The following is a 12,186-nucleotide window of genomic DNA, read 5'->3' as shown; positions in this document are numbered from 1 at the left end:
GAGAGGAGATTCAAAATGATTCTGGAACAGATAGCAAGAGATACAGAGATTCGTGTAACCCAGCAGAAGAAAAAAGTCCCTCTCCAAACAGTGAAAAAAACGGCGTATAAGATGGAAACGGAAACAGGGTTTCCATTTGAAAAAGCGTTGGCGAAAGACGGGCTTTCCTTTATCTGTGAAGTCAAAAAAGCATCCCCCTCAAAAGGGATCATTGCGCAGGAGTTTCCGTATCTGGACATTGCGAAGGAATACGAAGCAGCAGGAGCAGATGCCATCTCCTGTCTGACGGAACCGAAATACTTTCTGGGCTGTGACAGCTATCTGGAGGAGATCGCAAAAAATGTTAAGATCCCAGTCCTCAGAAAAGATTTTGTTGTGGAGGAATACCAGATATATGAGGCAAAGACTTTGGGTGCCGGCGCTGTGCTCCTTATCTGTTCTCTCATCGAACCGGTACTCCTGAAACGTTATATTCAGGTGTGTGACACCCTGGGGATCTCCGCTCTGGTGGAAACCCATGATGAGAAAGAAATCTCCCATGCCGTGTGGGCAGGGGCCAGGGTCATCGGAGTCAATAATCGGAATCTGAGAGATTTCAGTGTTGATGTGGGAAACAGCACAAGGCTTCGCGCTCTGGCACCGAAAGAAGTCTTGTTCGTGGCGGAGAGCGGTATAAAAGGACCTGAGGACATTGCACGTTTAAAGGAAAATAAAGTGAATGCCGTGCTGATCGGCGAGACACTTATGAAGAGCAAGGACAAGAAAAAAATGCTCGCTTACTTAAAAGGAGAAGAAACATCCTATGAGCAGTAAAGTGAAAATCTGCGGCCTCAGACGGCCCCGGGATATAGAAATGGCCAATTTGTATGAGCCGGATTATGTGGGATTTGTCTTTGCGGAAAGCAGCCGTCAGGTCACGGAAGAAGAGGCAGAGGCCCTCAAAGCGGAGCTTGCAGATGGGATTTTAGCAGTTGGTGTCTTTGTAAATGCGCCCGTTGTACAGGCAGCCCGCATTGCCGAGAAGGGGATCATTGATATGATCCAGCTCCACGGTGATGAGGATGAGGCATATATCTGCAGCCTGAAAAAACTCACTGGCAGACCGGTGATAAAAGCCGTCCGTGTACAGAGCCGGGAACAGATCCTTCAGGCGGAAAAACTACCCTGTGATCATCTGCTCCTTGATACATATACAAAAGGACAGTACGGAGGAAGCGGAAAGCGTTTTGACCTGTCTTTGATCCCCGGGCTTTCCAAGCCATTTTTTCTGGCCGGCGGTCTGAATGCTGAAAATGTACGGCAAGCACTGGAAATCAGCGGTGCATTTGCTGCGGATGTGAGCAGTGCGGTGGAGACAGATGGATATAAAGACACAGATAAAGTAAAGGCTTTTATTCAGGCAGTGCGGGAAGAGAAGCGGTAAAACCAATGGATTTTTAAGGAAGAGGATGAAAAGCATGAGTAAAGGAAGATTTGGAAATTATGGAGGACAGTATATTCCGGAGACACTGATGAGTGCCGTGCAGGAGCTGGAAGAAGCATATAAGAAATACAGCAAGGACCCGGAGTTTAACAGAGAGCTGGACGATCTGCTGAAAAGTTACGCAGGCCGTCCGTCCCTGCTGTATTACGCGGAGAAAATGACAAATGATCTGGGCGGAGCCAAAATATATCTGAAACGTGAGGATCTGAACCATACCGGCTCTCACAAGATCAACAATGTTCTGGGCCAGGTGCTTCTGGCAAAAAAAATGGGCAAAACAAGAGTCATTGCCGAGACAGGCGCCGGTCAGCACGGTGTGGCCACTGCCACGGCAGCCGCGCTTATGGGACTTGAATGTGAGGTCTTCATGGGACGGGAGGACACGGACCGCCAGGCGCTGAATGTATACCGCATGGAGCTTTTGGGGGCAAAAGTACATCCTGTGGACAGCGGAACAGCCACGCTTAAGGATGCCGTCAATGAAACCATGCGGGAGTGGACCAGAAGGATGGATGACACCCTGTATGTACTCGGCTCTGTTATGGGACCCCATCCCTTCCCTATGATCGTGCGTGATTTCCAGAAGATCATCGGTAAGGAGATCAAAGAGCAGCTGCAGGAAAAAGAGGGCAGACTCCCGGATGCCGTGATCGCCTGTGTGGGCGGCGGCAGCAATGCCATGGGCGCGTTTTATGAATTTATCCCGGATGAGCAGGTACAGCTTATCGGATGTGAAGCGGCAGGCCTCGGTGTGGATACAGAGAAACATGCAGCTACCATAGCCAAAGGGACAGAGGGTGTCTTCCATGGCATGAAATCCCTGTTCTGCCAGGATGAGTACGGGCAGATCGCCCCGGTGTACTCCATCTCGGCAGGTCTTGACTATCCGGGGATCGGACCGGAACATGCCAACTTAAATGAAACCGGCAGGGCAAACTATGTGCCCATTACAGATATGGAGGCAGTGGAGGCATTTGAATATCTTTCAAGAACTGAGGGGATCATCCCGGCCATCGAAAGTGCCCATGCAGTGGCATATGCCAGAAAGCTGGCTCCGGCTATGGATAAGGACAAGATCATTGTGGTAAATATTTCAGGCAGAGGCGATAAGGACGTGGCTGCCATTGCACGGTACAGAGGAGTGGAGATTTATGAGTAAAATATATCAGGCGTTTGAAAACAAAAAGGCATTTATTCCATTTATCACAGGCGGAGACCCAACACTTGAGGTGACAGAACAGCTTCTGTACGCTATGGAGGAGGCAGGGGCAGATCTGATCGAAATAGGCATACCTTTTTCCGACCCTACAGCAGAAGGCCCCGTAATCCAGGAGGCAAATGAGAGGGCACTGAAAGCGGGCTGTACCACAGATAAATTATTTGATATGATAAAAAGAGCAAGAAATAAAGTCACAGTACCCATTGTATTTCTCACTTATGTGAATCCTATTTTTACTTATGGCAAGGAACGCTTTATGAAAAAATGTGTGGAGTGTGGTGTTGACGGCATTATTGTTCCGGATATGCCTTATGAGGAAAAACAGGAGCTGGCACCAGCCTGTGACGCATTTGGGATTGATATTATCCCTCTGATAGCACCCACATCAAATGCGCGTATCACCATGATCGCAAAGGAGGCAAAGGGCTATATCTACTGCGTCTCCTCCCTGGGCGTTACCGGTGTGAGGAGCGAGATCAAGACAGATATCGGCTCCATGGTGGAATTGGTGCGGCAGGCAACAGATGTGCCCTGCGCTGTGGGTTTTGGTATATCCACTCCTCAGCAGGCATATGATATGGCAAAAGTTTCGGACGGAGCTATTGTGGGGTCTGCAATTGTTAAAATTGTGGCAAAATATGGAAAAGATTGTGTGCCGCATGTAGCGGAGTATGTAAAAGAGATGAAGGCTGCCGTGGACCGGGCCAATGGCTGAATACAGCGGAGGATGGGCAATTCCATCCTCCATTTTTGTGCAGAAAATTTCGGATGGCAGAGTATTGCTGCCGGGCACTATGCAAGTATGACAAAAAACAGTAACAGTTCAGACATGCTGAACCGTTACACATCCAGCTATAAAAAATCGCTTCACCATGGGCCGGATAAAGCTGGCACTGCTTTTTCATACGGTCAGCGCAGTAAATGCGCAGACCTGTCTGAACGGTTATAAAAAACATTCATAATAATTAAATATTTCACAAATTTTTGTTGAAAAATCCCCGGAAACAAGGTACAATTAAAATCGGCAGAAATTGGTTTTGTCTTTTAACTCAACAAAGTAAAACCAGGAGGCGATTTCTGCATGAAAACCGGATTATCACGCAGATTTTTCGTGCAGAATCCAGGTAAATAATAAAAAATGGAGGGCTGATAAATGAGTAATACAGCACAAAGCTTGGCAAGTAAGAGAATTGCTTCTTTACTTGATGAGAACAGTTTTGTTGAGATCGGCGGCTGTGTCACAGCAAGAAACACAGATTTCAACTTATCTGAAAAGGAAACACCGGCAGACGGTGTCATCACCGGTTATGGTGTCATCGACGGCAGCCTGGTGTATGTGTACAGCCAGGACGCTTCCGTTCTGAACGGAACCATCGGTGAAATGCATGCCAAAAAGATTGTCAGACTTTACGATCTGGCAATGAAGACAGGCGCTCCGGTTATCGGACTTGTGGACTGTGCAGGTTTGAGACTGCAGGAAGCTACAGATGCTCTGCATGCTTTTGGTGAAATTTACACCAAGCAGGTTATGGCATCCGGTGTGATCCCCCAGATCACAGGTATCTTCGGAACCTGCGGCGGCGGTCTTGCAATCGTTCCGGCTCTTACCGATTTCACCTTCATGGAAGAGAAGTCCGGTAAGCTGTTTGTAAACTCCCCCAACGCTTTAGAGGGAAATGAAATTTCCAAATGTGATACATCCAGTGCAAAATACCAGAGCGAAGAGGCTGGCCTGGTGGATGTACTGGGAAGTGAGGATGAAATCCTTGCACAGATGAGACTGCTGGTATCCATGCTGCCTTCCAACTACGAAGACAACTCTTCTTACGAAGACTGCGCGGATGACTTAAACCGTGTATGCCCGGAACTGGAAAATTGTGTAGGCGATACTGCGATCGCACTTTCCCAGATCGCGGACAATAATGAGTTCTTTGAAGTGAAAGCCGCTTATGCAAAAGATATGGTGACAGGCTTTATCCGTCTGAACGGTGCTTCGGTGGGCTGCGTTGCCAACAGAAGCGAAGTTTACAACGATGAAGGCGAGAAGACAGAGTCCTTTGACAATGTACTCTCTGTAAGAGGATGTAAGAAAGCGGCAGACTTCGTTAAATTCTGCGACGCTTTTGAAATTCCGGTACTGTCCCTGACAAATGTAAAAGGCTACAAAGCAACAAAGTGCGCAGAGGCAAATATCGCTAAAGCTGCCGCACAGCTTACTTACGCATTTACAAATGCAACCGTACCGAAAGTGAACATCGTGATCGGTGAGGCCTTCGGAAGTGCATATCTGGCAATGAACAGCAAATCCACGGGAGCTGACATGGTATACGCATGGCCCGGCGCTCAGATCGGTATGATGGACGCGCGTCTTGCCGCTAAGATCATGTATGCGGACAGCGATGCTGCCACCATCAATGAAAAAGCTGCTGAGTATGCCGACTTACAGTCAAGCGCAATGGCTGCTGCCAAGAGAGGTTATGTGGATGCCATCATCGAGGCAGAAGATACCAGAAAATATGTGATTGGTGCTTTTGAAATGTTATTCACAAAGAGAGAAGATCGTCCCAGTAAGAAACACGGCACGGTTTAGGCGAGGTGAAGCATATGAAGCAGAAATGGAAAAAATTAATTGGTTTGATCCTGATCGGAGTCTGCGCGCTGGCTATGACAGCCTGCGGAAGCAGTAAAGACTCCACAGGCGGTTTAAAAGAGCTGGACGATGCAACCGTTGACTCCCTGGTGGAGAGCTTTGGCAGCGTTGTCGGCAACATTGCGGATCTGGATGAGGAATCCATTGCAGGACTGATGGAAGGCGATGATGCATTCAGCGCCTCTGCAGCCAGTGCATGGGAGGGAGCCGGCGAAGATCTGGGAGCATATGTTGAGACGAACAAAGGCGAGGTGGAGATCAAAGACGGCAGCTATATGCTGACACTGTCATGTAAATTTGAGAACCGCGACGCAGTATGTATCTTTACTCTGGATAAAAACGGCAATCCGCTCAGTGTGACCATTGACCCACAATATTCAATGGGTGAAAAGATGACACAGGCAGGACAGAATACGCTTCTGGGCGTTGGTACTGTTTTTGTAATGCTGGTTTTCCTTTGCTTTGTTATTTCCTTAATGAAATACATTCCGGGCTTTGTGGAGTCCTTTGGCAAGAAGAAAGCTGCTCCGGAAGAGGTTCGCGTTCCGGCTGCCCCGGCTGCTCCTGTTATTCCGGAAGCAGTGGAGGAAGAGGTTGTGGATGACGGTGAGCTGATCGCAGTCATTGCAGCGGCCATCGCGGCATCTGAAAATACATCTACAGACAGTTTTGTAGTTCGTTCCATCAGAAAATCAACAAAAAGAAATTGGCAGAGAGCCTAATCACAGGAGGAAATGGTTATGAAATCTTATACAATTACAGTTAATGGCGTTGCATATGATGTAACAGTAGAAGAGGGCGCAGGAAACGCAGCAGCACCTGTGGCAGCTCCGAAGGCTGCTCCTAAGGCAGCACCAAAAGCCGCTCCGGCAGCAAAACCTGCAGCATCTGCAGCAGGCGCAGTGGCAGTTACCGCATCTGTTCCGGGTAAAGTATTCAAAGTGGAAGCAAATGTTGGACAGGCAGTAAAAGCCGGTGACAACATCATCATCCTGGAAGCCATGAAAATGGAAATTCCGGTTGTTGCTCCGCAGGACGGTACCATTGCAAGTATTGACGTGGCAGTTGGTGACTCCGTAGAAAACGGCGATACACTGGCATCCATGAACTAGAATTTACAAACATTTGTAAATTCCCGACAGCTAAGAGATAAATCTTGCTGATACAATAGAAAGCACAAATCGAAAACTTTCTATTGTCACGAATACGAACAATGGGAGGTAATATAATGTCTAACGTTACAGATACACTGTCTAACCTGCTCCACCAGACAGCGTTTTTCAATCTGACATGGGGAAATTACCTTATGATTTTAGTTGCCTTTGTTTTTCTTTTCCTGGCAATTAAAAAAGGATTTGAACCGCTTCTTCTGGTGCCGATTGCCTTCGGTATGCTGTTGGTTAATATCTATCCTGATATTATGGCGCAGCCATACACGGATGCAGCAGGAATCGAGCATGCAGGTGGACTTCTTCACTATTTTTATCTGATGGATGAATGGAGTATTCTTCCGTCCCTGATTTTCATGGGCGTTGGTGCCATGACAGACTTTGGTCCGCTGATCGCAAACCCCAAGAGCTTTCTTATGGGTGCAGCAGCACAGCTTGGTATCTATATGGCATACTTCCTGGCAATCTTTATGGGATTCAACGGAAAGGCAGCAGCTGCTATCTCCATTATCGGTGGTGCTGACGGCCCGACTTCCATCTTCCTGGCAGGTAAGCTTGGACAGACAGTCCTGATGGGACCCATTGCGGTGGCGGCATATTCCTATATGTCCCTGGTTCCGATCATCCAGCCGCCGATCATGAAACTTCTCACAACTGAGAAGGAAAGAAAGATCAAAATGGAACAGCTCCGTCCGGTTTCCAAACTGGAAAAGATCCTGTTCCCGATTATCATCACCGTTGTTGTTTGTCTGATCCTTCCTACAACAGCTCCGCTGGTTGGTATGTTAATGCTTGGTAACCTGTTCCGTGAATCAGGTGTTGTAAAACAGTTGAGCGAGACAGCTTCCAATGCCCTTATGTATATTGTAGTTATCTTACTGGGAACTTCCGTAGGTGCTTCCACAAGCGCTGAGGCATTCCTGAAACTGGATACTCTGAAAATCGTTGTTTTAGGTCTGGTTGCATTCGCAGTCGGTACTGCAGGCGGCGTGCTTCTCGGTAAGTTAATGTGCAAACTGTCCGGCGGCAAGATCAACCCGTTGATCGGTTCTGCCGGTGTATCTGCTGTTCCTATGGCAGCCCGTGTATCCCAGAAAGTTGGTGCTGAGGCAGACCCGACTAACTTCCTGCTGATGCATGCAATGGGCCCGAACGTTGCAGGTGTTATCGGTACTGCGGTAGCTGCTGGTACCTTCATGGCAATCTTCGGTGTTTAATATATAGAAAGCAGACTTTCTATTGTCATGAGTTATATGGGTTGAAATAACATTTTAGGAGGAAAACAAGATGGCAGAGGTAGTAAAAAAACCTATTAAGATTACTGAAACGATCTTACGTGATGCGCATCAGTCTCTGATTGCAACCAGAATGACCACAGAGCAGATGCTGCCGATCGTAGATAAACTGGATAAAGTCGGTTACCATTCCGTAGAGTGCTGGGGTGGTGCCACCTTTGATGCATCCCTGCGTTTCTTAAAAGAAGATCCCTGGGACAGACTGCGTAAATTCCGTGACGGCTTTAAAAATACAAAACTGCAGATGTTATTCCGTGGACAGAATATCCTGGGATACCGTCCTTACGCAGATGATGTGGTAGAGTATTTCGTGCAGAAATCGATTGCAAACGGTATTGACATCATCCGTATCTTTGACTGTCTGAATGACCTGAGAAACCTGCAGACAGCCGTAAAAGCATCCAACAAAGAAAAGGGACATGCACAGGTTGCATTATCTTATACCTTAGGAGATGCCTATACAATGGATTATTGGGTTGACATGGCTAAAAAAGTCGAGGATATGGGTGCAAATTCTATCTGTATCAAGGATATGGCTGGTCTGCTTGTGCCTTATAAAGCAACAGAGCTGGTGACAGCGCTGAAAGAGGCTGTTGATATTCCAATCCAGCTTCATACACACTACACATCAGGCGTGGCTTCCATGACCTATTTAAAAGCTGTAGAGGCAGGCGTGGATGTACTTGATACAGCTATGTCTCCCTTTGCCCTGGGAACATCCCAGCCGGCTACCGAGGTTATGGTTGAAACCTTTAAAGGAACACCTTACGACACAGGCTTTGACCAGAATCTTCTGGCAGAGATCGCTGACTATTTCCGTCCAATCCGTGACGAGGCACTGGAAAGCGGCCTGCTGAATCCTAAGAACCTGGGCGTTAATATTAAAACTCTGCTGTATCAGGTACCGGGCGGCATGCTCTCCAACCTGACCAGCCAGTTGAAGGAACAGCACGCAGAAGATAAATTCTACGATGTTCTGGAAGAGGTGCCGAGAGTGCGTAAAGACCTGGGCGAGCCGCCTCTGGTTACTCCGTCCTCTCAGATCGTTGGTACACAGGCTGTGTTCAACGTGATCATGGGCGAGCGCTATAAAATGGTCACAAAAGAGACAAAGGACGTTCTCAGCGGAAAATACGGTGCTACGGTTAAACCGTTCGATCCTGAAGTACAGAAGAAGTGTATCGGTGATACAGAGCCGATCACCTGCCGTCCGGCTGATTTGATCCCGGACGAACTGGATACTTTAAGAAGTGAAATGGCACAGTGGTCCGAACAGGAAGAGGACGTATTGTCTTATGCATTATTCCCGCAGGTGGCTACCGAGTTCTTCAAGTATAGAGAAGCACAGAAGACGAAGGTGGACCCGAAGGTTGCGGATACGGAGAATGGGGCTTATCCTGTTTGATGTTTTGAAAATGGAAGGGCGAAGGTGTCGTGATGAGCGGGGCCTTTGCCTTTTTCTTTTTTTGGCAAGTGGGACGGAAGCAAAGGAGGGCGAGTCGGGGGAGGCCATATGCCTGTGAACGAAACGTTCCGCTGCCAGGGAGCTAACCTGCTCCCATTCACTAAATTCATCGGCAGAGGCCTCTTCATTAAGTGACTGGGGCAGGTGGATCTCCCTGACGCTCCTCTGAGACATCGTTCACAGGCATATGGCCTCCCCCGGCTCGCCCTCCTTTGCTTCCTGTTTTTGGCTGTTCTGCGGTAGTGATAGAGATAATATATGGAATTGTATGTTTTCTATATGTTCTTTTGGTGTTTTATGGCAGGTAATCAGGGAGGCGTTTTCATGCTGAAAGCATGAAAATCCCGAGGCGGCCAGCGCGATATGGGGCAGAATGCTCCATATATGTGCATCGCGAAGCGTGTTACTGGATACGGAGTGTACAGTGACTTGTGCTCTTGTGGTGAAAGGGCCGGTTGAAATTTTTTAGTGAAAAATTTTTGGATTTGTGGTATTATAACCCATGTGTGGGCAGAATTTGTCTATATGTTACGGAAGGCTGTTGTTTTTGAGGGCTTGTTTAGGGGCTTGTGAATGACGGTGATCAAATACCTTGGGGTATGTTTTGAAGAGAGGACAGACATGGGTAATGCGGAGAATTTACTCAGTAAGATGAATAAGCAGTACCAGAGTTTCAGCAAGGGGCAGAAGAAACTGGCTACTTATATTAATGATAATTATGATAAGGCCGCTTTTCTGACGGCTGCTAAGCTGGGGGAGACGGTTGGGGTCAGTGAGTCTACGGTGGTGCGTTTTGCTATCCATCTGGGGTATAAAGGGTATCCGGAGTTTCAGAAGGCTTTGGAGGAACTGGTGAGGAATAAACTGAATTCGATCCAGAGAATGGAAGTGACTTATGGCAGGGTTCCTCAGTCGGAGATTTTGGATACGGTGCTGCATTCAGATATTGATAAGATTAAACTGACCATGGAGCATATTGACCACGGTGCCTTTGAACTGGCTGTGGAGACTATTTTGAAGGCGAAGAGTATCTATATTGTTGGGATACGAAGCTGTGCTCCTCTGGCAAGTTTTCTGGGTTTTTATTTTAATCTTTTGTTTGATCATGTACATCTGATGCATACGAACAGCTCCAGCGAGCTGTTTGAGCAGATGATCCATATCAGTGGGGATGATGTTATTATCGGGATCAGTTTTCCCAGATATTCCATGCGGACTTTGAAGGCGCTGGAATTTGCCAATAACAGAAGTGCTAAGGTGATCACCCTGACTGACAGTATACATTCTCCTATGAATCTGTATTCTTCCTGTAATCTGATAGCCAGAAGTGACATGGCTTCTATTGTGGATTCCCTGGTGGCACCTTTGAGCGTGATCAATGCGCTGGTGGTGGCACTGTGTATGCGCAAGCAGAAAGAAGTGGTAGCAACTTTGGAGGATTTGGAGAAAATCTGGGATGAATATCAGGTTTATAATAATGACGAGATCAATATGGCGGACGGACAGGATATTGAACTGAAAAATCCGGTCGGCATGGAGGATTAGAGGTTACGGTTCGCACGCCACTGTCCCGGGCGAAGCGTGCTGCTGTACACGGAGTGGACAGCAGCGATTAGATTACGCGAATAAAGGAGCCTGCAATGGCAAAAATAATCATTATCGGCGGCGGGGCTGCCGGCATGTTCGCATCTGTGTTTCTGGCTGAGAAGGGACATCAGGTGCATGTGTTTGAAAAAAATGAAAAATTGGGCAAGAAGCTTTTTATCACGGGAAAAGGTCGCTGTAATGTGACGAATGACTGTGATCCGGAGACGTTTTTTGAATCGGTGGTTTCCAATCCGAAATTTTTGTACAGCGCTTATTACGGATGTACCAGCCAGGATGTGATGGCGTTTTTTTCCTCCATGGGTGTTAAGCTCAAAACAGAGAGAGGAAACCGTGTGTTCCCGGTATCTGACCACTCCTCTGATGTGATCAGGGCATTGGAGCAAAGGATGCGTACAGCGGGTGTGAAGGTACATCTGCATACGGAGGTAAAGGAGCTGCTTCTGGAGGATGGCTGTGCGGCGGGGATCCGGCTGGCAGATGGAGTGGAGATATCCGGAGATAAGGTGATCGTGGCCTGCGGAGGATTTTCTTATCAGGCCACAGGTTCCACCGGGGACGGCTACCGCTTGGCAAAAGAGGCGGGACATACGGTGACGGAGATTCTTCCGGCCCTGGTGCCTCTGGAGGTCAGGGAGGCGTATGTAAGCCGGATGCAGGGACTGGCCCTTAAAAATGTGCGCTTTACTGTGAAGGATGGGAAGAAGGTGCTCTATGATGAGTTCGGAGAGCTTCTTTTTACACACTTTGGTATATCAGGGCCTTTGGTGCTGACTGCCAGCTCAAAGATAGCAAAAAGGTTAAAGAAAAAGGAACTGCAGGGATATATTGATGTGAAGGCAGCCCTTTCCGGGGAACAGCTGGATGGCAGGATCCTGCGGGATTTTGAGGAGAACAGGAACCGGCAGTTTAAGAACTCTGTGGGAGGTCTGTTCCCTGCGAAGATGGAGCCGGTCATGCTGGAGCTCTCCGGAATTCCTTTGGAGAAGAAGGTCAATGAGATAACCAGGGAGGAGAGGCAGCATTTCGTTTCCCTGATCAAGGAATTTCCCCTTACGATCACCGGTACCCGGGATTTTAAGGAGGCAATTATTACCCAGGGCGGTGTGAAGACCGGGGAGATCCAGCCCGGTACCATGGAGTCTAAAAAAGTCCGGGGCCTCTATTTTATCGGAGAAGTTCTGGATTTGGATGCGGTCACCGGTGGATTTAATCTGCAGATCGCCTGGTCTACGGCTTTCGCGGCGGCTTCGTCCATAAATGAGAGCAAAGAATAATGGTACAAAGGAGACAGAAACAA

Annotated in this window: 11 protein-coding genes; all 11 read left to right on the top strand. The window is 47.9% G+C overall.

The genetic code is table 11. From position 1 onward, the window contains the following. Positions 1–15 precede the first annotated feature (15 nt). Positions 16–813 (top strand): indole-3-glycerol phosphate synthase TrpC, encoded by a 798-nt coding sequence (gene trpC / locus C6P39_RS24825; protein WP_104805534.1) that lies wholly within the window; start codon positions 16–18, stop codon positions 811–813. Continuing rightward, positions 803–1,423, top strand: coding sequence for a phosphoribosylanthranilate isomerase (locus tag C6P39_RS24820; protein WP_104805533.1), 621 nt, complete (start codon positions 803–805; stop codon positions 1,421–1,423). The genes trpC and C6P39_RS24820 overlap by 11 nt, the downstream gene beginning before the upstream one ends. A gap of 34 nt (positions 1,424–1,457) precedes the next feature. Beyond that, complete coding sequence (gene trpB, locus C6P39_RS24815) at positions 1,458–2,642, top strand: tryptophan synthase subunit beta (protein ID WP_095172841.1); 1,185 nt, start codon at positions 1,458–1,460, stop codon at positions 2,640–2,642. Further along, the gene (gene trpA / locus C6P39_RS24810; RefSeq protein ID WP_104805532.1) at positions 2,635–3,417 is read left to right on the top strand and encodes a tryptophan synthase subunit alpha; all 783 of its coding nucleotides are present in this window, start codon (positions 2,635–2,637) and stop codon (positions 3,415–3,417) included. The genes trpB and trpA overlap by 8 nt, the downstream gene beginning before the upstream one ends. Positions 3,418–3,855: 438 nt before the next feature. Next, the gene (locus C6P39_RS24800) at positions 3,856–5,292 is read left to right on the top strand and encodes an acyl-CoA carboxylase subunit beta (RefSeq protein ID WP_095172844.1); all 1,437 of its coding nucleotides are present in this window, start codon (positions 3,856–3,858) and stop codon (positions 5,290–5,292) included. A 14-nt stretch (positions 5,293–5,306) separates the two neighbouring features. Further along, positions 5,307–6,074: an OadG family transporter subunit gene (locus C6P39_RS24795; RefSeq protein ID WP_095172845.1), complete on the top strand. Its 768-nt coding sequence runs from the start codon at positions 5,307–5,309 to the stop codon at positions 6,072–6,074. Positions 6,075–6,092: 18 nt separating this feature from the next. Then, positions 6,093–6,464, top strand: a complete 372-nt coding sequence (locus C6P39_RS24790; RefSeq protein ID WP_095172846.1) for a biotin/lipoyl-binding carrier protein — start codon at positions 6,093–6,095, stop codon at positions 6,462–6,464. 116 nt (positions 6,465–6,580) lie between these two features. Next, complete coding sequence (locus C6P39_RS24785; protein ID WP_095172847.1) at positions 6,581–7,738, top strand: sodium ion-translocating decarboxylase subunit beta; 1,158 nt, start codon at positions 6,581–6,583, stop codon at positions 7,736–7,738. A gap of 70 nt (positions 7,739–7,808) precedes the next feature. After that, the gene (locus C6P39_RS24780) at positions 7,809–9,221 is read left to right on the top strand and encodes an oxaloacetate decarboxylase subunit alpha (RefSeq protein WP_095172848.1); all 1,413 of its coding nucleotides are present in this window, start codon (positions 7,809–7,811) and stop codon (positions 9,219–9,221) included. Between the two features lie 681 nt (positions 9,222–9,902). Further along, entirely contained in the window at positions 9,903–10,826 is a 924-nt protein-coding gene (locus C6P39_RS24770) for a MurR/RpiR family transcriptional regulator (protein WP_095173248.1), read from the top strand. 95 nt (positions 10,827–10,921) lie between these two features. Continuing rightward, positions 10,922–12,163 carry a BaiN/RdsA family NAD(P)/FAD-dependent oxidoreductase gene (locus C6P39_RS24765; RefSeq protein ID WP_095172850.1) on the top strand — a complete coding sequence of 414 codons (1,242 nt, stop codon included), beginning with the start codon at positions 10,922–10,924 and terminating at the stop codon, positions 12,161–12,163. Positions 12,164–12,186: the final 23 nt, after the last annotated feature.

This window comes from Blautia marasmi, assembly GCF_900258535.1.
Taxonomy (GTDB): Bacteria; Bacillota; Clostridia; order Lachnospirales; family Lachnospiraceae; genus Blautia; species Blautia hominis.
The sequence above is the reverse complement of the archived record's forward strand: the minus strand, read 5'-3'. Positions and strand labels throughout refer to the sequence as shown.

Bases quoted from the DNA above. Each gene is read 5' to 3' on its own strand.
- trpB (WP_095172841.1), top strand. From the start codon at position 1,458: ATGAGTAAAGGAAGATTTGGAAATTATGGAGGACAGTATATTCCGGAG.
- C6P39_RS24770 (WP_095173248.1), top strand. From the start codon at position 9,903: ATGGGTAATGCGGAGAATTTACTCAGTAAGATGAATAAGCAGTACCAG.
- C6P39_RS24790 (WP_095172846.1), top strand. From the start codon at position 6,093: ATGAAATCTTATACAATTACAGTTAATGGCGTTGCATATGATGTAACA.
- C6P39_RS24820 (WP_104805533.1), top strand. From the start codon at position 803: ATGAGCAGTAAAGTGAAAATCTGCGGCCTCAGACGGCCCCGGGATATA.
- trpC (WP_104805534.1), top strand. From the start codon at position 16: ATGATTCTGGAACAGATAGCAAGAGATACAGAGATTCGTGTAACCCAG.
- C6P39_RS24765 (WP_095172850.1), top strand. From the start codon at position 10,922: ATGGCAAAAATAATCATTATCGGCGGCGGGGCTGCCGGCATGTTCGCA.
- C6P39_RS24795 (WP_095172845.1), top strand. From the start codon at position 5,307: ATGAAGCAGAAATGGAAAAAATTAATTGGTTTGATCCTGATCGGAGTC.
- trpA (WP_104805532.1), top strand. From the start codon at position 2,635: ATGAGTAAAATATATCAGGCGTTTGAAAACAAAAAGGCATTTATTCCA.
- C6P39_RS24785 (WP_095172847.1), top strand. From the start codon at position 6,581: ATGTCTAACGTTACAGATACACTGTCTAACCTGCTCCACCAGACAGCG.
- C6P39_RS24780 (WP_095172848.1), top strand. From the start codon at position 7,809: ATGGCAGAGGTAGTAAAAAAACCTATTAAGATTACTGAAACGATCTTA.
- C6P39_RS24800 (WP_095172844.1), top strand. From the start codon at position 3,856: ATGAGTAATACAGCACAAAGCTTGGCAAGTAAGAGAATTGCTTCTTTA.